The organism is Ilumatobacter fluminis, from assembly GCF_004364865.1.
GTDB lineage: Bacteria > Actinomycetota > Acidimicrobiia > Acidimicrobiales > Ilumatobacteraceae > Ilumatobacter > Ilumatobacter fluminis.
Map to the genome: position 1 here is coordinate 798,493 of NZ_SOAU01000001.1, position 18,974 is coordinate 817,466.

General features: G+C 68.3%; 19 protein-coding genes and 1 tRNA gene. 12 read left to right on the forward strand and 8 right to left on the reverse strand.

Annotation, left to right across the window (positions count from 1 at the left end; all coding sequences use genetic code 11):
- Positions 1 to 22: 22 nt before the first annotated feature.
- Positions 23 to 1,333, forward strand: a complete 1,311-nt coding sequence (locus BDK89_RS03580) for an alpha/beta hydrolase family protein (protein ID WP_133867647.1) — start codon at positions 23 to 25, stop codon at positions 1,331 to 1,333.
- Positions 1,334 to 1,404: 71 nt separating this feature from the next.
- The gene (locus BDK89_RS03585; RefSeq protein ID WP_133867648.1) at positions 1,405 to 1,956 is read left to right on the forward strand and encodes a hypothetical protein; all 552 of its coding nucleotides are present in this window, start codon (positions 1,405 to 1,407) and stop codon (positions 1,954 to 1,956) included.
- Between the two features lie 15 nt (positions 1,957 to 1,971).
- Here the strand turns inward: BDK89_RS03585 and BDK89_RS03590 are convergent, their stop codons facing one another.
- Positions 1,972 to 2,772 carry an alpha/beta fold hydrolase gene (locus BDK89_RS03590; protein WP_208293952.1) on the reverse strand — a complete coding sequence of 267 codons (801 nt, stop codon included), beginning with the start codon at positions 2,770 to 2,772 and terminating at the stop codon, positions 1,972 to 1,974.
- Positions 2,773 to 2,945: 173 nt separating this feature from the next.
- Between BDK89_RS03590 and BDK89_RS03595 the strand changes: the two genes are divergently transcribed.
- The 5 genes from BDK89_RS03595 (at position 2,946) to BDK89_RS03610 (ending at position 7,266) form a co-directional block, all read left to right on the forward strand.
- On the forward strand, positions 2,946 to 5,681 hold the full coding sequence (locus BDK89_RS03595) for a cation-translocating P-type ATPase (protein WP_424955275.1): 2,736 nt from the start codon (positions 2,946 to 2,948) through the stop codon (positions 5,679 to 5,681).
- Between the two features lie 118 nt (positions 5,682 to 5,799).
- Positions 5,800 to 6,237: a DUF6325 family protein gene (locus BDK89_RS03600; RefSeq protein ID WP_208293953.1), complete on the forward strand. Its 438-nt coding sequence runs from the start codon at positions 5,800 to 5,802 to the stop codon at positions 6,235 to 6,237.
- Positions 6,238 to 6,270: 33 nt separating this feature from the next.
- Complete coding sequence (locus BDK89_RS03605; protein WP_133867650.1) at positions 6,271 to 6,579, forward strand: SHOCT domain-containing protein; 309 nt, start codon at positions 6,271 to 6,273, stop codon at positions 6,577 to 6,579.
- A 10-nt stretch (positions 6,580 to 6,589) separates the two neighbouring features.
- Positions 6,590 to 6,847 carry a hypothetical protein gene (locus BDK89_RS21605; protein WP_166657361.1) on the forward strand — a complete coding sequence of 86 codons (258 nt, stop codon included), beginning with the start codon at positions 6,590 to 6,592 and terminating at the stop codon, positions 6,845 to 6,847.
- Positions 6,844 to 7,266: a nuclear transport factor 2 family protein gene (locus BDK89_RS03610; protein WP_166657362.1), complete on the forward strand. Its 423-nt coding sequence runs from the start codon at positions 6,844 to 6,846 to the stop codon at positions 7,264 to 7,266. The genes BDK89_RS21605 and BDK89_RS03610 overlap by 4 nt, the downstream gene beginning before the upstream one ends.
- A gap of 17 nt (positions 7,267 to 7,283) precedes the next feature.
- Here the strand turns inward: BDK89_RS03610 and fumC are convergent, their stop codons facing one another.
- Positions 7,284 to 8,675 carry a class II fumarate hydratase gene (gene fumC / locus BDK89_RS03615; protein WP_133867652.1) on the reverse strand — a complete coding sequence of 464 codons (1,392 nt, stop codon included), beginning with the start codon at positions 8,673 to 8,675 and terminating at the stop codon, positions 7,284 to 7,286.
- A 140-nt stretch (positions 8,676 to 8,815) separates the two neighbouring features.
- Between fumC and BDK89_RS03620 the strand changes: the two genes are divergently transcribed.
- Complete coding sequence (locus BDK89_RS03620) at positions 8,816 to 9,286, forward strand: YbaN family protein (protein WP_133867653.1); 471 nt, start codon at positions 8,816 to 8,818, stop codon at positions 9,284 to 9,286.
- Positions 9,287 to 9,326: 40 nt separating this feature from the next.
- Here BDK89_RS03620 and BDK89_RS03625 read toward each other — a convergent pair.
- Positions 9,327 to 9,399: transfer RNA gene (locus tag BDK89_RS03625), tRNA-Thr, on the reverse strand.
- A gap of 99 nt (positions 9,400 to 9,498) precedes the next feature.
- Entirely contained in the window at positions 9,499 to 10,029 is a 531-nt protein-coding gene (locus BDK89_RS03630) for a DUF421 domain-containing protein (RefSeq protein WP_166657363.1), read from the reverse strand.
- 142 nt (positions 10,030 to 10,171) lie between these two features.
- On the opposite strand from BDK89_RS03630, the gene BDK89_RS03635 reads away from it, so the two are divergent.
- Complete coding sequence (locus tag BDK89_RS03635; RefSeq protein WP_133867655.1) at positions 10,172 to 11,191, forward strand: hypothetical protein; 1,020 nt, start codon at positions 10,172 to 10,174, stop codon at positions 11,189 to 11,191.
- A 205-nt stretch (positions 11,192 to 11,396) separates the two neighbouring features.
- The gene (locus BDK89_RS03640) at positions 11,397 to 12,389 is read left to right on the forward strand and encodes a hypothetical protein (protein ID WP_133867656.1); all 993 of its coding nucleotides are present in this window, start codon (positions 11,397 to 11,399) and stop codon (positions 12,387 to 12,389) included.
- A 31-nt stretch (positions 12,390 to 12,420) separates the two neighbouring features.
- Here BDK89_RS03640 and BDK89_RS03645 read toward each other — a convergent pair whose 3' ends face one another.
- The 3 genes from BDK89_RS03645 to BDK89_RS03655 form a co-directional block, all read right to left on the reverse strand.
- Positions 12,421 to 13,464, reverse strand: coding sequence for a DNA polymerase III subunit (locus BDK89_RS03645; RefSeq protein ID WP_133867657.1), 1,044 nt, complete (start codon positions 13,462 to 13,464; stop codon positions 12,421 to 12,423).
- Positions 13,461 to 14,069 (reverse strand): dTMP kinase, encoded by a 609-nt coding sequence (tmk, locus tag BDK89_RS03650; RefSeq protein ID WP_133867658.1) that lies wholly within the window; start codon positions 14,067 to 14,069, stop codon positions 13,461 to 13,463. The genes BDK89_RS03645 and tmk overlap by 4 nt, the downstream gene beginning before the upstream one ends.
- Positions 14,070 to 14,152: 83 nt before the next feature.
- The gene (locus BDK89_RS03655; RefSeq protein WP_133867659.1) at positions 14,153 to 14,809 is read right to left on the reverse strand and encodes a response regulator; all 657 of its coding nucleotides are present in this window, start codon (positions 14,807 to 14,809) and stop codon (positions 14,153 to 14,155) included.
- Positions 14,810 to 14,931: 122 nt separating this feature from the next.
- On the opposite strand from BDK89_RS03655, the gene BDK89_RS03660 reads away from it, so the two are divergent.
- Both BDK89_RS03660 and BDK89_RS03665 read left to right on the forward strand, forming a co-directional pair.
- The gene (locus BDK89_RS03660; RefSeq protein ID WP_166657364.1) at positions 14,932 to 15,939 is read left to right on the forward strand and encodes a sensor histidine kinase; all 1,008 of its coding nucleotides are present in this window, start codon (positions 14,932 to 14,934) and stop codon (positions 15,937 to 15,939) included.
- A 145-nt stretch (positions 15,940 to 16,084) separates the two neighbouring features.
- Entirely contained in the window at positions 16,085 to 17,461 is a 1,377-nt protein-coding gene (locus tag BDK89_RS03665; protein ID WP_133867661.1) for a multicopper oxidase domain-containing protein, read from the forward strand.
- Positions 17,462 to 17,638: 177 nt separating this feature from the next.
- Here BDK89_RS03665 and BDK89_RS03670 read toward each other — a convergent pair whose 3' ends face one another.
- Positions 17,639 to 18,940 carry a peptidase MATCAP family protein gene (locus tag BDK89_RS03670; RefSeq protein ID WP_208293954.1) on the reverse strand — a complete coding sequence of 434 codons (1,302 nt, stop codon included), beginning with the start codon at positions 18,938 to 18,940 and terminating at the stop codon, positions 17,639 to 17,641.
- Positions 18,941 to 18,974: the final 34 nt, after the last annotated feature.

The following is an 18,974-nucleotide window of genomic DNA, read 5'->3' on the forward strand; positions in this document are numbered from 1 at the left end:
GGGCCTCGGCCATGATCTGGTCATGTCACGCCGATCGCTCGTCTCGCTCGTCGCCCTCGCTCTCGCCGCATCCGCCTGCGGCGGATCGGACGACGAGTCGGCCGACACCACCACCGCTCCCGCGACCACCGAACCGACCGACGTCACCGACACCACCGAGGCGACCGACACGACCGTGCCGGCGACGACAACGGCGCCCGAGACGACAACGGCGCCCGAGACCACGACCGCTCCGGAGACGACAGCCGCTCCCGAGACGACGGCACCGGCGACGACCGTCGCCGAGCAGCCGTTCACACCGGTGGGCGAGGGCGAGTACGAGGTCGGCGTGCAGACCATCACCCTCGACGACGACCCCGAGCGGCCGCTGACGGTCGACGTGTGGTTCCCGCTCGACGCCGCCACCGACGTGTCGACGCTCGCCCCCGTCCAGTACACGATGATCCCCGGCGTGTACTACGAGTCGCCGGTCGCCTTCACGGCCACACCCGACGCCCTGTCGGCCGACGGACCGTTCCCGTTGGTCGTGTACTCGCACGGCAGCGGTGGGCTGCGGTACATCCACAGCGCATACACCGAGGCGCTCGCCAGCCACGGATACGTCGTCGCAGCACCTGATCACACCGGCAACACGGCGATCGAACGGATCGCCGGCGGCGGTGCCGACCCGGCCGTCATCTCGTTCAACCGTCCGAACGACGTGCGTCGGGTGATCGACGCGATGACCGACCCGGCCGATCCGTCGGCCGGACCTGCCGCCGCCGGCGTCGACGCCGAGCAGGTGGTCGTCACCGGACACTCCTTCGGTGGCTTCACGACGATCGCCATGGCGACCGGTTTCTCGAACGAGTTGGGTGAGTTCCCCGTCGACGAGCGGGTCGACGCGATCATCCCGCTCGCCCCGGCCGTGAGCTCGAACGCCTTCTCCGACGAGGCCCTCGCCACGATCGACGTCCCGATGATGGTCGTGGTCGGCTCTGACGACATCACGACGCCGGTCGATCCCAACGTGACCCGCCTCTGGGACAACGCGACCCTCAGCTCGCCGTCGTACCGCGTCGAGCTGGTCGCCGGCGAGCACCAGTCGTTCACCGATCTGTGCGCCTATCAGGACGAGGTGCCGAACCTGCCCGACATCCCCGAGATCGTGATCGACACGATCGAGACGATGGGTGCCGAGGGGTGCTCCGACGACGACATGGACCCGGCCCGCGTCGCCGAACTGCTCGACACGTACGTGCTGGCGTTCCTCGACGAGGTGCTCGCCGACGGGCCGTCCGTCCTCGAGGCGACGGGGACACCGCCCGACGACGTGGTGTTCGACGCCCGCTGAAATCCCTGATCGCGCAATGCGCGATCTGGCACAGTCTCCGACCGACCCCCAACACGATCGAGGAAGCCATCATGCAGCGTCACCACACCACCCGAACCAACCGAACCGCCCGCCTCGTCACGAGTGTCGCCCTCGCCGGCGCCGTCCTGCTCGGCGCGTGCGGCTCCGACGACGACGAACCTGCCGCCGAGCCCGCAGCGGAGGAGCCGGCGGACGACTCGGCGAGCGACTCGAACAGCGACTCGGGTGACGACTCGTCGAGCGACTCGGGCGATGGTGACGCCGGTGAGGCGGGCGACGACACGACATCCGGAGGCGACGCGTCGGTGGAGGGCGCTGCCGAACTGGGCCAGGAGGTGGCCGACGACATCCTCGGCGCCGTCGACGAGGACGGGACGCTGAGCGATGCGATCTCGTCGCTGTCGCCCGAGACCCGTTTCGGTGCCGTGGCGAGCCAGCTCGAGCCCGAGCCCGAGATCGTCGTCGACGGTACGACGATCCGGTTCGTGTTCCCCGGCGGCACGACCGACGATTCGATGATGTCGTGCATCATCGCCGGCTCGTTCGTCGAGCCCGGCGAGACCCTCGTGCTCGAGTACCCCGACGGCGAGGTCGAGTGCTGACCACCCTGCCGGGCGTCACCGGCCCGGGACGTCGATCACGTCGACGTCCGGGTCGGCCAGTGAACTGCCGGTGAGGTGAGCGTCGATCAGCGCCGACACGACGTCGGGGCGGGAGTAATTGAGCGCGTGCGCACCGTGCACCCGGACGACGTCGACGTGCGGAAGCCCTGAGAACACGCTCGCCCGCCCGAAGTCGACGAGCGGGTCGCGATCGCCGCCGATGACCAACGTGGGCGCGTTCAGTAACTCGAGTCGGTCGAGGGTCGGGTAGGCGACCATGTCGGCGAACAGCCGCCAGCTGCGTGTGACGCCGAACCGGAGGTAGTCGGCGGCGGCGACCGGCCACAGCGACGGTGGCTCTCGAACCGAATCGGTGACCATCTGCCGCAGGGCTCGCGGCAGCGGTTGGTTGTTCACACCGCCGGCAGGCGAGACGAGCACGATGCGATCGACACGATCGGGCCACGCCGCGGCGACTTCGACCAGCACGACGCAGCCGAGCGAGTTGCCGACGAAGCTGGCGCGCTCGATGCCCACCGCGTCGAGATAGGCGATCACCGTCCGGGCGAGGCCGGGGATGTCGAGCGGCCGGGCCGGCCGATGACTTCGTCCACTGCCGGGCAGGTCGGGGACGAACGTGGGGTACCGGCTCGCCAGGCGGGCGGCGGTCGGCTCGAGGTAGCTGCCCGACACACCGAACCCGTGGACGTGGACGAGCGGTCGACCGGATTCGACCGGGCCGGATCGGTGGAAGAGCGGCAGCCCGTCGACGATCGACCAATTCGCCTTCAGCGGTGCCGTCACCGGTCGACTCACGCCCGTCTCCTCGCTCGGCCGGTCGGTGCCCGGCGTTCGCGCTCATCATGACATGAGGTGACGACACGTGTCGTCCGATCGACCTACTGTTCGGCGTGGACAGTCGAACACCGAGCGTGGCGTTCGCGACCAGGAGGAACCGAGATGGTGTGTGCGTCGATCGGAGCGAGAAGGTGAGCGCGGTGGAGCGCGTCGAAACGGGACCCACGTCGTGGTGGACCGTCGACGGCACCGCCGCGACCGAGGAGTTCGGTGTCGACCCCGTGGAGGGCCTGTCCGACACCGAGGTCGCCGAACGGCTCGCCCGCTACGGCCCGAACGAGCTGGCGAAGGAGCCACCTCCGACCACGTGGGAGATCGCCCGCGGTCAGCTCACGAACCCGATGAACATCATGCTGCTGATCGTCGCCGTAGTCAGTTTCGTCATCGAGCAGTTCCCGACCGGTGTGATCGTCACCCTGCTCGTGACCTTCAACGTGGTGATGGGCGCCAGCCAGGAGAAGAAGGCACTGGCGAGCGTCGATGCGCTCGCGAGCTTGCAGGTGCCCCAGGCGCGGGTGCGTCGAGGCGGTGAGGTGACGTTGGTCGAGGCCAGCGGTCTCGTGCCCGGCGACATCACGCTGATCGAGGCGGGCGATCTCGTCCCGGCCGACGGCAGGCTCCTGTCGTCGGCGACGCTCGAAGCGCAGGAGGCGGCCCTGACGGGTGAGAGCGCCCCGGTCCCCAAATCGCCGGGCGCCATCCCCGATCCCGAGACGGCGCTCGGTGACCGCACGAACATGGTGTTCCAGAACACCCAGATCACGCGGGGTTCGGCGACGTTCGTCGTGACCTCGACCGGCGCATCGACACAGATGGGACGCATCGCCGGCATGGTGTCGTCGACCACGCGCACACGGTCGCCGCTCCAGCAGGAACTCGACGGGATGACGAAGGTGTTCGGCCTGCTCGCCACGATCACCGTCGGCATCATCGCCATCGCCGGGGTGATCCGCGATCAGGACCTCGAGACGCTGGCGCTGCTGTGCGTGACGACGGCTATCTCGGCGATTCCGACCGGTCTCCCGACGTTCGTCCAGTCGATCCTCGGTTCGGGTGCGCGACGGCTCGCCGAGGACAAGGCCGTCGTGCGGACGCTCACCGACGTCGAGACGCTCGGAGGCACCACGGTCATCAACAGCGACAAGACCGGCACGCTGACGATGAACGCGATGACGGCGACGAGCATGTTCGCCGCCGGGGACTGGTACAAGATCGAGGGAGGCGGCTACGACAAGACGGGCGCCGTGCTGAGCGTCGCCGGCGTCGAGACGCCCGACTTCGAGCGGTTGGCGCTCGGGTTGGTGCTCTGTAGCGATGCCACGGTCGGCGACGACGGCACCGTCATCGGAGACCCGACCGAGGCGGCGCTGGTGGTGCTCGCCGCCAAGGTCGGTGTCGACGCCGAGGAGACCCGACGGGCCATGCCGCGTCGTACGGAGGTGCCGTTCGACTCCGACTACAAGTTCATGGCGACCTATCACGACCGGCCGTCGTGGATCTCCGGTGGCCGGTTCGTCGAACCGCACTTCATGACCGTCAAGGGGGCACCCGACGTGGTGCTCGGTCGTTGCTCGTCTGCGCTGTGGCACGGCGAGCAGGTGCCGATCGAGCAGGTGCGTGACGACATCCTCGCCGCGAACCGGCGCCTGTCCGAGCACGGTCTCCGGGTGCTGGCGTTCGCCGTGCGCGATGTGTCGGCCGACGTGATGGCTGCCGCCGACACCGACGCAATGAGCGAGGTGCACGATCTCGTGTTCGTCTCGATCGTCGGCATCATCGATCCGCTTCGCACCGAAGCGAAGGCCGCCGTCACCAAAGCACTCGCCGCCGGCATCGACGTGCGGATGATCACCGGCGACCACACGATCACGGCCCGAGCCATCGCCGACGAACTCGGTCTCGGGCCCGGCGTCGCCACCGGGGCCGAGCTGGGAGCGATGACCGACCAGGAGGTGCTCGACCGGCTGCCCGAACTGCACGTGTTCGGGCGGGTCGCGCCGGAGGACAAGGTTCGTCTCGCCCGGCTGATGCAGGACGCCGGCGAGGTCGTGGCGATGACCGGTGACGCCGTCAACGACGCAGCAGCGCTCAAACAGGCCGATGTCGGGGTGGCGATGGGCAGCGGCTCGGAGGTGTCGAAGCAGGCGGCCAAGATGGTGCTGACCGACGACAACTTCGCCACGCTCGTCCACGCCGTCGACCTCGGGCGCGACATCTACCGTCGCATCACGACGTACGTGAAGCTCCAGCTCACGATCTTGTCGTCGGTGCTGCAGCTGATGCTGATCGCCACGATCCTCGACATCAACGAGGGCGTCGCGCTGTTCCCGATGATGCTGCTGTTCTGCAAGCTGTTCGTGGTCGTGACGGTCGTGATCGGCATCGTCGTCGACGTGCCCGACCCGGGGGTGATGCAACGGCCGCCGCGAGCGCCGGGCACCCGCATCGTCAACCGCGACCAGGTCATCCGATGGGTCGTCAGCGGCTTCGTCGTCGCCGTCGCAGCGCTGTGCGTGCTGTCGTTCGGGCCCGACGAACCCAGCACCGAGTTGCCCAGCGCATCGATGACGATGGCCTTCGCCGTCGTGGCGCTCAGCTCGGTGAACATGGGGCTGGTCATGCGACGCGAACGCGAGCCGGTGTGGTCGTCGCCGGTGTTCCCGTATCTCGGTTGGATCCTGTTCGGCTGGACGCTGACCTGGGCCGCGGTCGAACTCGGTATGTTGCAGCGTCTGCTGCTCAGCACGCCGCTCACCGGCGGCCAGTGGGCCGTCTGCATCGGCCTGTCCGCCATCGCCCCGCTGATCGTGTGGGCCGACAAGCAGCTCCAGATGCGGCGGGCCGAGCGTTCGGAAGCGGCCGGCTGACCGTCGGAGCGGGGGGATTGCGACGCCGAAAGTCGCCCACATCGGGTGGGGCGCCGCACCGGCGACCCGTCGTAAGGTTCGAACGTCGAACATCCGACCCGACCGCGAGGAGCATGCCGTGACCGACGCCGAACCGACCATGGGACCGATCAGCTACCTGATCGTCGAGTTCCCCGGGAACCGGATGACGGGCGAGGGGCTCGCCGAGCTCATCGAGCTCTCGGATCGGGGCATCATCCGCGTGCTCGATCTGGCCTTCGTCACCCGTCATGACGACGGCTCGGTGACCGCGGCCGAACTCCAGGAGATCGACAGCGGAGACTTCGACATGACCGTCTTCCATGGCGTGTCCGCCGGGCTGCTCGATCAGTCCGACTTCGACGACGCGGCCGCGGCGATCGAGCCCGGATCGTCGGCGGGCATCCTGCTGTTCGAGAACTGCTGGGCCACACGGTTCGTCGCCGGGCTGCGCAACGGCGGAGCCGAACTGGTCGCCGCCGGATACATCCCCCTCGCCGACATCGCCGCTGCGCTCGACGCAACCGAGACCGACTGACCCACGAGCGAACGACAGAAAGAAGGACCGATCATGCCAGGACTGCTCCGAGGCGTCGCCCGAACCGCCGTGGTGGCGGGGACCGCGACCGCCGTTTCCAACCGTGTCTCGCGTCGCCAGGCGAATCGCTGGTCGCAACAACAGCAACCGCAGTACTACGAGCCCGCCCCGGCGCCCGCACCCGCTCCCGTCTACGAGGCGCCGCCCGCCGCTGCGCCCGCCGCGGCGCCGGCGTCGTCCGTGCCGATCGAGCAGCTCAAGCAACTCGCCGAGCTCAAGGAGCAGGGCATCCTCACCGAGGCCGAGTTCGCCGCCGAGAAGGCGAAGCTGCTCGGCCTCTGACGGGTCGTCGATGCTCTTCCTCTATCGCCCACGCGAGACGTGGATGCCGTTCTCGCTGCCGCGGAACCGCACCGATCAGGCTGCGTACAACCGGAGCCTGCAGCGGGAGTTCGAGTCGGCTCGGCACCAGCCCGCCGCCCCCGAGTCGCCGAACGCGGTCGGGCCGGCTCCCGAACAGATCCGGGCCGATCTCGACGGGCTCTTGGATGCCGGTGCCCTCACACCCGACGAACATCGGGCGGCCATCGATCGGCTCGAGTCATCGTGACGGCCGCACGACGCGCCGACGTGCTGGCGGCGACACTGCGGGCGCTCGCGACGTACGACCGTGACGTGCTCACACGCACGCTCGCACCCGATGTGCGGGTGTGGACGCCCGAGCTGGCGACGGCGACGCGTGACGAACTGCTCGCAGCCATCGACCAGCGCGACGAGGCGTTCGGTGACGTGTCGGTCGAGGTGCGCCCGCTCGACGTCGGCGGACTGCAGGCCTGCGCCGAGTGGACGATGTCGACCCAGCTCGTCGGCTCGATCGAACTCGCCAGTGGTGATGTGCTCGAACCGAACGGGAGCAAGATCTTTCTGAACGGCGTCGCGGTCGCCGACTTCGACGGCGACACGATCGCGGCGCTGCGTCAGTACTGGAACGTCGACAGCCTCTACGCCCAACTCGGCATCGAGCGCTGACCCGCGCTTCGGCGTCGTCAGCCGGTGCGACCGACCATCTTGTCGGGGACGACGATCTCATCGAACTCCTCGGCGGTGAGGTGCCCGAGGTTCACGGCCTCGTCGCGCAGGGTGGTGCCGTTGGCGTGCGCCGCCTGCGCGATCTCGGCCGCCGCGTAGTAGCCGATCTTGGTGTTCAAGGCCGTGACGAGCATGAGGCTCTGACCCAGCAGCTCCTCGATGCGCGCTCGGTTCGGCTCGATGCCGACGGCGCAGTGGTCGTTGAAGCTTTTGCAGGCGTCGCCGATCAGTCGGATGCTGTGGAGCACGTTGGCGGCCATCACCGGCTTGAAGACGTTGAGTTGGAAGTGGCCGTGCGTGCCGGCGACGCTGACCGCCGTGTCGTTGCCGATCACCTGAGCACTCACCATCGTGAGCGCCTCACACTGGGTCGGGTTGACCTTGCCCGGCATGATCGAGCTGCCCGGTTCGTTGGCCGGGAGCACGATCTCGCCGATCGCCGTGCGAGGACCGCTCGCCAGCATCCGGATGTTGTTGGCGATGTGCATCAGGCTCACGGCCAACCGCTTCAGCGCGCCGCTGATCTCGACCATTGCATCGTGGGCGCTGAGGCTCTCGAACTTGTTCTCGGCGGTGACGAACGGGTGGCCGGTCAGCTCGGCGATCTTGGCGGCGACCGCGACGTCGTAGCCCTCTGGGGTGTTGAGGCCGGTGCCGACGGCGGTGCCGCCGAGGGCCAGCTCGCGCACCCGCACGAGGCTGTCGTCGACCGCCTCCATGCCTCGTTGCAGCTGCATCGCGTACCCGCTGAACTCCTGGCCGAGCGTGACGGGGGTGGCGTCCATGAGGTGGGTTCGTCCCGTCTTCACGACATCCATGAACTCCGTCGACTTGGCAGCGAGCGTGTCGTGGAGGAGCCGCACGTTCGGCAGCATCCGAGTGACGATCGCGTCGTACACGGCGATGTGCATCGCCGTCGGGAAGGTGTCGTTCGAGCTCTGACTCTTGTTGACGTCGTCGTTGGCCTTCACGAGCTTCTCGGCCCGGAAGTCGCCGCCGAGCAGTTCGGTGGCGCGGTTGGCGACGACCTCGTTGACGTTCATGTTGCTCTGGGTGCCCGAACCGGTCTGCCAGACGACGAGCGGGAACTCGTCGTCGTGGTCGCCGGCCAGGATCTCGTCGCACGCAGCGGCGATCGCGTTCGCGGTCTCGGCCGGGAACTCCGTCAGGTCGGCGTTGACGAGCGCCGCTGCCTTCTTGAGCTGCGCGAAGGCCATGACGATCTCGCGCGGCATCGTCTGCCCACCGATGTCGAAGTTCTCGAGGCTGCGTTGGGTCTGGGCGCCCCAGTAGCGCACGTCGGGCACCTCGACCTCGCCGAGGGTGTCGGTTTCGATGCGTGTCGTCATGGTTGGATCTCCGATCGGTGGCGTCGACGGCGCGGTGCCCGTCCGTCGCGCACCCGAAACCTACGTCGCCGAGCGGTGATCTCCGAGAGGGGACCAAGGTCCGGTCGACACCTCGCCGGGCCGCCCGTACGATGACGGCGATGTCGCCCGGATCGCCCCAGGGCTCGCTCGAACGAGACGAGCTGGCACTGGCCGCGACGCCGGTCGTGCGGTCACGGTTGGCTCGGGCACTCTGGGCCGTGGCGGGTCTGGTGTGCGTCGGTTTGGGCTTGATCGGTGTCGTCGTGCCGGGCCTGCCGACGACCGGCTTCATGATCCTCGCCGCTGCGGCGTTCTCCCGATCGAGCCCGCGCCTCGAACAGTGGGTCTTGGGTCTGCCGAAGGTCGGGCCGGCGGTGCAGGCTTACCGTGCCGGGCTGGGCATGCCGATGAAGGCCAAGGTGACGGCCATCGCGATGATGACGATCGCCATCGCGATCAGCGCCTTCCTGCTCGACAGTTGGGTGGTCCGTGGCGTCATCATCGCCGCCGGCGTCATCGGCACCGTCGTGATCCTCCGGACCCCGACCCGCCGCGACGATCCGATCATCGCTCCGCCCGAGCAGGGATGAACGACGAACGGCCGGACCCGAGGGTCCGGCCGTTCTGCAGAGCCCAGAAGGGGAATTGAACCCCTGACCTACGCATTACGAGTGCGTTGCTCTACCGACTGAGCTATCTGGGCAGCGGTCCGACAGGTTAGCGCTGGATTCGCCGTCCCACATACGCCGGGGAGAGGCAAACGTGGTGCACGACCTGGTTGCCTCGTGTGCCTCGTGACGATTCAGGTCGCAGCGCCTCGGCGGACGTCGGTGAGGAGTTCGTCGTCGATGTCGTTCGCGGCGAGAACGGCGACGTCGCCGGTGGTTTCGAGGACGACCGCACCGACCTCGTCCATCGAGGTCACGCCGGCGATGCGGAGCTTCGAGTAGAGGTCGCCGAGGGTCATGCGGACCTCGCGCAGGTTCTCTTCGATGGGCGTTCCGCGGTCCATGAGGAGAATCGGTGCGTTGTCGGAAGCCCGCCGGGCGGCGTTGGATCGTCGGCGGATGGCGGTGAGCGCCGCCTGCACACCGAGGAGGGCCGCGACGGCGGCGACGCCGTCCAGCAGCGGCGTCGAGAGCGTCACGATCGATGCGAGCACCGAACCCAACGAGACGGTGACGGCGAAGTCAAAGCTCATCATTTTCGACAACGAGCGGACGTCGGCGATGCGCACGGCCAGCGTGACGGTGAGCAGCATGGTCAGCGCGGCGATCGGAACGAACCACAGATCGAGCGCATCGGAGACGAGTCGGATCGAGGCGAGTGTCATGTCGGGGCCCGTACCCGTTTGGTTCGGCACGCCAACGTCGCAGCACGCCGCTCGACGGGGTCGGCGGCGTGTGCCATGCTCGGTGGACGATGCGTTCGGCAGTGGAGCTGAGCGCCCCATCTACTCGGCGGGAGTGTTGAGCATGACGACGTGGCGGTTTCGTGGTGTGTGGGTTGCTGGTGCGGCGGTGGTTGCGCTGTTGGCCTTCGTGGTGGTGTTGCAGGCGTGGTCGGTCGATGCTGCGCCGGGTGACGATGATGCGACGTTCGTGCCGACGGCGGGTTGTCGTTTGACCGATACGCGGCCGGCGCCGAACACGGTCGGGCCGCGTAGTGCGCCGATCGGTGCCGATGAGGCGGTCACGGTGACGGTGCGTGGTTCGAACGGTCAGTGCACGGGTGCGTTGGCGATTCCGTCCGATGCGGTCGGTGTGGCGTTGAACGTGACGGCGGTGAACGCGACGGCGCCGTCGAATGTGCGGTTGTATCCGGCGAATCTGTCGTCGGCGCCGACGTTGTCGAATCTGAACGTGACTGCGGGTGCGCCGGCGACGCCGAACAAGGTCGATGTGAAGTTGTCGCCCGACGGCAAGATCAAGGTGTACAACTTCGCGGGTTCGGTCAACATCATCATCGACGTGGTCGGGTACTACTCCGGGTCGTCGTTGCAGGAGCTCGCGGACGAGCTCGGTGCGGTGAAGTCCGATCTCGCCGCCGTCGAGTCCGAGGTCGCGTCGCTCGCCGCGCGCATGCCCTTCACGGTATCGGCCGGCGACCGCCCTCAACAGGCGATCGGATCGAGTGCCGCAGCAGTGACGGAGCTGTCGGTGACGGCGCCGGCCGATGGCCACGTGACGGTGCACCACTCGACGATCGTGACCGTGACCGGAAGTCCGGGCGCCGTTTACGTGACGTGCGCACCGTTCGTCGATGGGACCTTGCCGACCGGACGAGTCGCTATCGACGACGTCGGGGTCGGGTTCGTCTCGGCCTACGGCCATGAGGTCAACAACGCTGAAGGCAACGCGACCGGTGAGCGGGTGTTCGAGATCGCTGCGGGTCAGACCGTCACGTACATCGTCGCCTGCAGCCGTAGTCAGTCGTCGACTTCGGGTTGGGCCTTCAGCCCGAGCCTGACGGCGACGTTCACGCCGGCGCCCTGAGATCGACGGTCGGCACCGGCCGCTCGATAGACAGGAGCGACCAGGGGATCAACATCACCGGCGCAAAGACGCGGTGCGCGTGGCGGCGTGTGCCATCCTCGGGCGGAACGCGTTCGGCAGCGGAGCCGGGCGCCCTGATAGCTCGGCGGGAGTGTTGAGAATGAGTACGTGGCGGTTTCGTGGTGTGTGGGTTGCTGGTGCGGCGGTGGTTGCGCTGTTGGCCTTCGTGGTGGTGTTGCAGGCGTGGTCGGTCGATGCTGCGCCGGGTGATGACGATGCGACGTTCGTGCCGACGGCGGGTTGTCGTTTGACCGATACGCGGCCGGCGCCGAACACGGTCGGGCCGCGTAGTGCGCCGATCGGTGCCGATGAGGCGGTCACGGTGACGGTGCGTGGTTCGAATGGTCAGTGCACGGGTGCGTTGGCGATTCCGTCCGATGCGGTCGGTGTGGCGTTGAACGTGACGGCGGTGAACGCGACGGCGCCGTCGAATGTGCGGTTGTATCCGGCGAATCTGTCGTCGGCGCCGACGTTGTCGAATCTGAACGTGACTGCGGGTGCGCCGGCGACGCCGAACAAGGTCGATGTGAAGTTGTCGCCCGACGGCAAGATCAAGGTGTACAACTTCGCGGGTTCGGTCAACATCATCATCGACGTGGTCGGGTACTACTCGGGGTCGTCGTTGCAGGAGCTCGCGGACGAGCTCGGTGCGGTGAAGTCCGACCTCGCCGCCGTCGAGTCCGACGTCGCATCACTGGAGGCCGAGGTGACCGATCTCGCCGAAGGCCGTTCGTTCGCCGTCTCGAACGAGATCGCCGCAGGAACGCCGTTGTCGTCGACGGCGGCGTCGGTCATCGACGTCAGCGTCACGGCGCCCGTCGACGGTCAGGTGACGATCAACTACTCGACCAACGCGACCGTCTCGACGAGCGGTTCGTTCACGTACGCGACGTGCGCGCCGTTCGAGACGACCTCGATCCCCGGATCCGTGAACCTCAGCGACATCGGATCGTCCACTGTGTCCGACTACGGCCACGAACAGCCACGGGCGGAGGGGACGCTGTCGGGAACTCGGACCTTCGACATCGACGCCGGTCAGACCGTGTCGTACAGCGTCGCCTGTTCCGACAAGGACCTGTCGACGAGCGGCAGCGTGCTCGGCCGCACGATCACCGCGATCTTCACGCCGGCCCCCTGAGGTTGCCGGCTCCGCCGGTCAGCGCTCGCCGTCAGATCGACGGGAGCGACCAGAGCAGGTTCTGGAGCAGGAGCGGCTCGTTCGGGTTCCGTTCGAGCGCTTCCATCGCCTGGTGGAGCCGGTCGACGGCGTCCGCGATCTCGTCGGGTCGCCGGGCGCTGCCGCCCACCAGCGCGTCACGGTAGACGCCGGCCATCACCGTCAGACCGGAGCGGATCTCGTCGGTTCGGTGGCGTCGCTGCTCGCGTTTGTGGCGTGTCTCGAGCGCCTTCTTGCCCGAGCCCCGCTCGCCGTACCGCTCGATCCGCTCGTCCAACTCGGCGATCTCGGTCGCCTGCCGTTCCGACAGCGGACCGGCGGCCGACTCGATCAGGGCGAGCAGCTGGTCGACCAGACGCATGACCGTCGTGCCGTTGCCGTCGAGTTCTCGGGGCGCCGATGCGAAGGCGTTGCGCCGTTCGACGAGGGCCGGATCGGACGCGAGGACCCGTGCCCGGTCGAGGTTGCCGGCAGCCGCTCGTGCGGCCACCTGGGCGGCCTCGGCGTCGTGGCCGTCGGCGACGAGTCGGGCGGCGATGTCACCATCGGTGATGACCCGGAAGTCGATCCGGGCGCACCGGGACGAGATCGTGATCAGGTCGTGCGGGATCGTGTCGGCCAGGATCAGGAACGTCGTCGACGGGGGCGGTTCCTCGATGGTCTTCAGGAGCAGGGCTGCGCCTTCGGGCGAGAGCAGGTGGAACTCGTCGAGGATCATCACCTTGCGATCGCTCTCGGTCGGGGCGAGCGATGCGATGCGGGAGATCTCTCGAGCCTGATCGAACGAGATACGGGCGCCCTCGCGCTCCACCTCGCGAACGTCGGGGTGCTCGCCGCGGAGGACGAGTTCGGCGTCGCGGGTGGTCGGATCGTCGCCACCGGTCAGCAGGCGAGCGGTGAAGGCCCGGGCCGCTTCCTTCTTCGTCGAGCCCGCCGGGCCGACGAACAGGTAGGCGTGGACCGGGTTGGCGGCCGCTCGGCGGAGGAGGTCGACCGCGGTCGGCTGGCCGACGACGCCATCCCAGACGGTGCTCATACGCCCAACCGGTCCTGCACGATCGAGCGGATCGTCGTCGCGACCTCGTCGAGCGGGGCCGACGCATCGACGATCGCCCAGCGTTCGGGGTCGGCGGCCGACATCTCGGCGAAGCCGGCGTCGACGCGGGCGTGGAAGTCGTCGCCCGCCCGTTCGAACCGGTCGAGCTCGCGGCGCTCCATGCGTCGGCGGGCGACGTCGTCGGGCACGCGCAGCAGGATCACGAGGTCGGGGGTCGTGTCGCCGATCGCCCACTCGTTGAGGGTGCGCAACTCGTCGACGTCGAGGCCACGGCCGTAGCCCTGGTAGGCGAGGGTCGAGTACACGCTGCGGTCGCTGACGACGGGCGTGCCCGACTCGAGCGACGGACGCACGACCTGGGCGATGTGCTGAGCACGATCGGCAGCGACGATCAGTGCTTCGGCGCGGTCGTCGAGGTCGGTGACGTCGGTGTCGTGCAGGATGGCGCGGAGGCGCTGGCCGACCGCGGTGCCGCCGGTTTCGCGGGTGAGTGTGGCGCCGAGCGCGTCGGCGAGGCGACGCGACTGCGTGCTCTTGCCGCAGCCCTCGGAGCCCTCGAGGGCGATGTACACCGGTCGATCCATCGGCCGGTCACCCTACCCACCGGGGAACGGTCCGGCGGGAACGGCGACCCGGGTAGACGGACGTGTCGAACCGGCTCGAACGGTCAGCCCTCGATGGGGTGGCCGGTGAGCTCGAGCTTGGTGGCGAAGACGGCGGCCTCGGTGCGGCGCTCCATACCGAGCTTGCCGAGCATGTTCGAGACGTAGTTCTTGATCGTCTTCTCGGCGAGGTACATCTCGGAGGCGATCTGGCGGTTCGTCATGCCGTCGGCGATGTAGTGGAGGATGCGGCGCTCCTGCGGGGTGAGGCGGGAGAGGCGCTCGTCCTCCTCGGAGGGGGTGCGGAGGCGCTGGAGCACGCGACCGGTGATGGCCGGGTCGAGCAGCGACTCGCCGGCGGCGACCCGCTTGACGGCGTCGAGCAGCTCCTTGCCGCGGATCTGCTTGAGCATGTAGCCGGATGCGCCGGCCATGATCGCCTCGAACAGGGCTTCGTCGTCGCTGTACGAGGTGAGCATGAGGCAGTTGGTACCGACCGAGCTGCGGATCTCGCGGCACACCTCGATGCCGTTGCCGTCGGGCACCCGGACGTCGAGCACGGCGACGTCGGGTTGCAGGGCCGGGATGCGTGCCAACGCCTCGGCGGCGTTGGACGCCTCACCGACGACCTCGATCTCACCACTCGACTCGAGCAGGGCGCGAACGCCCTGACGAACCACTTCATGGTCGTCCATGAGGAATGCGCGAATCTCCGTTCCCATGCGCCACAGTCGATCACGCGATCGGCGCGATCACAAGGGACCTTCGGCCCCCGACGCCGGGATCGGGCCGGGACCCGGGGGTTCCTCGGTGCGGAACGGGCCCGCCACGTACAGTGTGCGGCGTGTCTGCCGCACCTGATACTGCGATGTTGCTCCACGCCGTCGAGCGCGCCCCCGACGGGGTGCTGATCGTCGATGAGGCAGGCACCGTCGTCTATGCGAACCGTGCGATGCTCGGCATGTCGGGGTATCCCGACCTCGAGGGACGCTCGGTCGACGAACTCGTGCCCTCGGCGTTGCGAGGCCAGCACGACGCGCTGCGAGCGCGGTACATGAGCGAGCCGACGCAGCGGCCGATGGGCGCCGGCCTCGAACTGGCGTTGCAGCACGCCGACGGGCGCGAGGTGCCCGTCGAGATCTCGCTAAGCCCGTTCGAGCACAACGGCCGATTCGTGATCACGGCGGTTCGTGACGTGTCCGATCGCCAGGAGGCGCAGCGACGGTTGTCGGTGGCGCACGAGCAGCTGGCGCTGGTCGAAGAGCGTGAGCGGATCGGCCGTGACCTGCACGACGTGGTGCTGCAGCATCTGTACGGGATGGGCCTGACGGTTCAGGCGATCGGGGTGGGGGCGCCCGACGCGGTGGCCGACAAGCTCCAGGCCGTCGTCGAAGACGTCGACCGGATCATCTCCGAGGTGCGCACGATCGTGTTCACCCTCGGCACGGCCGGGGCCCGTGGCGCGCTCGGGCAGGAGCTCGCCGACGTGGTCGCCCAGGCGAGCCGGGTGCTCGGTTTCACGCCGGCTCTGCGGCTCGAGGGACCGGTCGACTCGGTGCTGACGAACGAGGTTCGCACCGAGATGATCGCCTCGATGCGCGAAGCGCTCGGCAACGTGGCACGGCACGCCAAGGCGTCGGAGGCGGCGGTCCTGGTGACCGTCGACGCCGGCAGCGTGGTGATGACGGTGGTCGACGACGGGGTCGGCCCGCCGGCCGACCAGGCGTCGGTGCAGGCAGGTCACGGCCTGAAGAACCTGCACTCCCGTGCGGCCGGTTTCGGGGGGACGTGCACCCTCCAGCGGCGCAACGGCACCCCCGGCGCCGAACTGCGCTGGACCGTCCCGTTCTGATCCGGCGCACCTGACGGCTCGGGAACGGTCGGTTCGAGCCGGCCGTGAGTTCCCGACTTCCGGCGATTTTCGGGACTTTGGTCCCATCGCCACGGATCAGGGGTCCCTACGTCCGATTCTCAGCGGGCCACCAGGATTGTCCGCTATGACCTCTGACGACCGTTCGTTTCTGAACTGGACAGCGATTTTCGTCGCACTCGCCGCCTTGTTCCTCGGCTTCTTCGCGTTGGGCCGCTCCGGCTCGACCGAGTCGGCCGCCGGTGAAGGTGGCGGCGGAACCGGTGCTGCCTCGATCATCGAGATGGAACTCGGTGCGCTCAAGTTCAGCCCGCAGCACATCATGGCGCCCCCAGGCCAGGTCACCTTGCGCATCACCAACACCGATTCGCAGGTGCACAACCTGCAGGTCCTGGGATCGAAGACGCGCGACCTCCAGCCGGGCGAGACCCAAGATCTCGAGCTCGGTGAGATGGGCGTCGGGGTGTACCCGATGATCTGCGAGATCCCCGGACATAACGAAGCCGGCATGAACGGCAACCTGCACATCATCATGAACGCCGAGCCGGGTGCGTACACCGGTGCCGGTTCGTCCGACGGTGAGATCGACCACTTCCACGGCTACGACACCTGGCAGGAGATGCAGGAAGCGATGGACAGCCGTGCACTGCGCTTCGTCGAGGAGGCCAAGTCCGAGTTCGGCGGCCAGCTGATGGAGTACACGATGTCGGACGACGGCTACAAGGAGTTCGAGGTCACGGCGATGCTCGCCGACTGGGAGATCGAGCCGGGCAAGATCGTCGAGGCGTACACCTACAACGGCGTGGTGCCGGCACCCGAGATCCACGTCGAGGTCGGCGACATGGTCAGGGTCATCCTGAAGAACGAGCTGCCCGCGCCGACCGTGATCCACTGGCACGGCATCAAGGTGCCGAACGCGATGGACGGCGTGCCGCCCTTTACGCAGGACGCCGTGCCGCCGGGCGAGGAGTTCGTGTACGAGTTCGAGGCGCTCGAGCCGGCCGTCGGCATCTACCACAGCCACAACGGAGCCAGTCAGGTGCTCGACGGCTTGTTCGGAGCGTTCACCGTCGGTCAGATGCAGACCCCCGACGTGCTCATCGACCAGGGCTTCGCCGCCGAGCCGGATCAGGAGATCCAGATGGTGCTCAACGACGCCGGCGTGATCGGCTTGACCCTCAACGGCAAGAGCTTCCCGGCCACCGAGATCTACTCGGGCACGGTTGGCGACACGATCATGGTGCACTACCAGAACGAGGGCCTGCAGGCGCACCCGATGCACCTCCACCAGCCGCTCGGTTGGATCATCGCCAAGGACGGCAAGGAGCTGCTCGTGCCGGTGCCGAGCGACACGATCAACGTGGCGCCGGGTGAGCGGTACACGGTGCTCTACAAGCTGACCGACCCCGGTGTGTGGGCGTGGCACTGCCACATCCTCACCCACGCCGAGCGTGACGACGGCATGTTCGGCATGGTGACCGCCTTCGTCGTCGAGGAGGCGTAGTTCTCCCCTGATGTACTCGCCGGTGGGTGGCCGGCGAGTGCAACCACGATCGAGCCCGGACGGTGACCCGTCCGGGCTCGATCGCGTTCCGGGGGTGGGGTGGCCGGTCGTTGCTCGGTGTCTGCGGTGCGGTTCGCCGGACGTGAGCCGCCGAGAAGCTGGCGGGCCTCGGTCGGGTCAGGGGGCTTCGGCGCGGAACCGGGCGCCGGCGACGATGTCGACTGCGGGGACCTGTGCGAGGAGCTCGGCGATGTGTTCCGTCACGACGTCGAGGTCGATGCCGGCCTGGAACGTACTCAGCGTGAGGTGGGTCAGTACCCACGACGGGTCGCTCGCCCACGGCGGCAGGAACCGGGCCGGGTTGACCAATCCGGCGGCGCGTAGCTCCGCAAGGGCGGCGACCGACCAGAGGTCGAGCTTGCCGGAGAAGAGGAGTGCCACCGTGTCGGCGCGGCCGGCGTTGAACGCGGCTCGGACGAAGGTCGCGACCGACAAGAATCCAGACAGGTACGCACAGTCCTTGGTGAAGGGCGCGCCGCCGTCGATCGGAGCGCCGCGGAAGATGCGGCGGGTCGACTCGAAGGCCTGCTCGTCGTCGGCCGACCGTTCCCGGAACCAACGGAACACCTCGATGAAGTCGGCGCCGTCGGCGGCGAGTTGGACGGCCACGATGCGATCGGCGAGGCGGCGGAGTCGGTCGAGACCGAGGGTCCCCGACAGGTACTCGGCGTAGACGGCGAGGCCTTCCTGGGTGCGGGTCGTGCCGGGGTGGCCGATCGCGAGGATCGGGATCTCTGTCTGCGCACGGCCGTTGAGCCCCGTCGCCACGTGGATGTGGGCTTCGTGGTTGAGGAGTTGGAGGGCGTCCTTGCGAGTGAACCGCGCATCGCGACGGACCTTGATCCGGCTGGTCGACGCCACGGCGTTGGCCGACAGTTCGTCGACGATCAGGATCTCGGGCGCCTGCTCACCGAAGTGGTCGCGCACCGCAGGTTCGAGGGTGCTGACCACGTCGAGCGCCGTCTGGTCGCGGATCGGTTGAGGCAGGAGCTTCGAGGTGGCGAGTTCGTCGAGTGCGGTGTGGATCCGGTTGGCCAGGTCGAGCGGTGTCGCCGGGTCGTAGGGGAGTGGTCGGGTCGGCGAGCCGTACAGGCGGGCGCTGTACTCGTGGAAGTCGGCGGTGCCGACCGAGGCGAGCATGCAGGCCGTCGCCTCGATGGCGTCGCACTCGCGGACGAGCCAGTCGTCGACCACGAAGCCGGGTTCGAGCTCTGAACGGGCCGCCTCGACGGCGGCCACGGTGTCGGTCGCGTCGAACGGCTCGTAGGAAGGAGCCGGCAGGGCGGTGGCGCCCCCGGCGAGGAAGTCCTCGCGGATGTGGCCGGGCCAGTTGAGTCGGGACAGGACCCGCATCGGCTTGGCGATGTCGTGGAGCTGTCGGCTGACGGATCGGTACCGCTGAGCGGCGTCATCGTGCACGCGCGAAGTGTTCCACGTTTTGACGGAGCGCGCG

Coding starts and splice junctions, on each gene's coding strand:
- BDK89_RS03580 (WP_133867647.1), top strand. CDS start 23: ATGTCACGCCGATCGCTCGTCTCGCTCGTCGCCCTCGCTCTCGCCGCA.
- BDK89_RS03585 (WP_133867648.1), top strand. CDS start 1,405: ATGCAGCGTCACCACACCACCCGAACCAACCGAACCGCCCGCCTCGTC.
- BDK89_RS03605 (WP_133867650.1), top strand. CDS start 6,271: ATGCCAGGACTGCTCCGAGGCGTCGCCCGAACCGCCGTGGTGGCGGGG.
- BDK89_RS21605 (WP_166657361.1), top strand. CDS start 6,590: ATGCTCTTCCTCTATCGCCCACGCGAGACGTGGATGCCGTTCTCGCTG.
- fumC (WP_133867652.1), bottom strand. CDS start 8,675: ATGACGACACGCATCGAAACCGACACCCTCGGCGAGGTCGAGGTGCCC.
- BDK89_RS03620 (WP_133867653.1), top strand. CDS start 8,816: ATGTCGCCCGGATCGCCCCAGGGCTCGCTCGAACGAGACGAGCTGGCA.
- BDK89_RS03630 (WP_166657363.1), bottom strand. CDS start 10,029: ATGACACTCGCCTCGATCCGACTCGTCTCCGATGCGCTCGATCTGTGG.
- BDK89_RS03635 (WP_133867655.1), top strand. CDS start 10,172: ATGACGACGTGGCGGTTTCGTGGTGTGTGGGTTGCTGGTGCGGCGGTG.
- BDK89_RS03645 (WP_133867657.1), bottom strand. CDS start 13,464: ATGAGCACCGTCTGGGATGGCGTCGTCGGCCAGCCGACCGCGGTCGAC.
- tmk (WP_133867658.1), bottom strand. CDS start 14,069: ATGGATCGACCGGTGTACATCGCCCTCGAGGGCTCCGAGGGCTGCGGC.
- BDK89_RS03655 (WP_133867659.1), bottom strand. CDS start 14,809: ATGGGAACGGAGATTCGCGCATTCCTCATGGACGACCATGAAGTGGTT.
- BDK89_RS03665 (WP_133867661.1), top strand. CDS start 16,085: ATGACCTCTGACGACCGTTCGTTTCTGAACTGGACAGCGATTTTCGTC.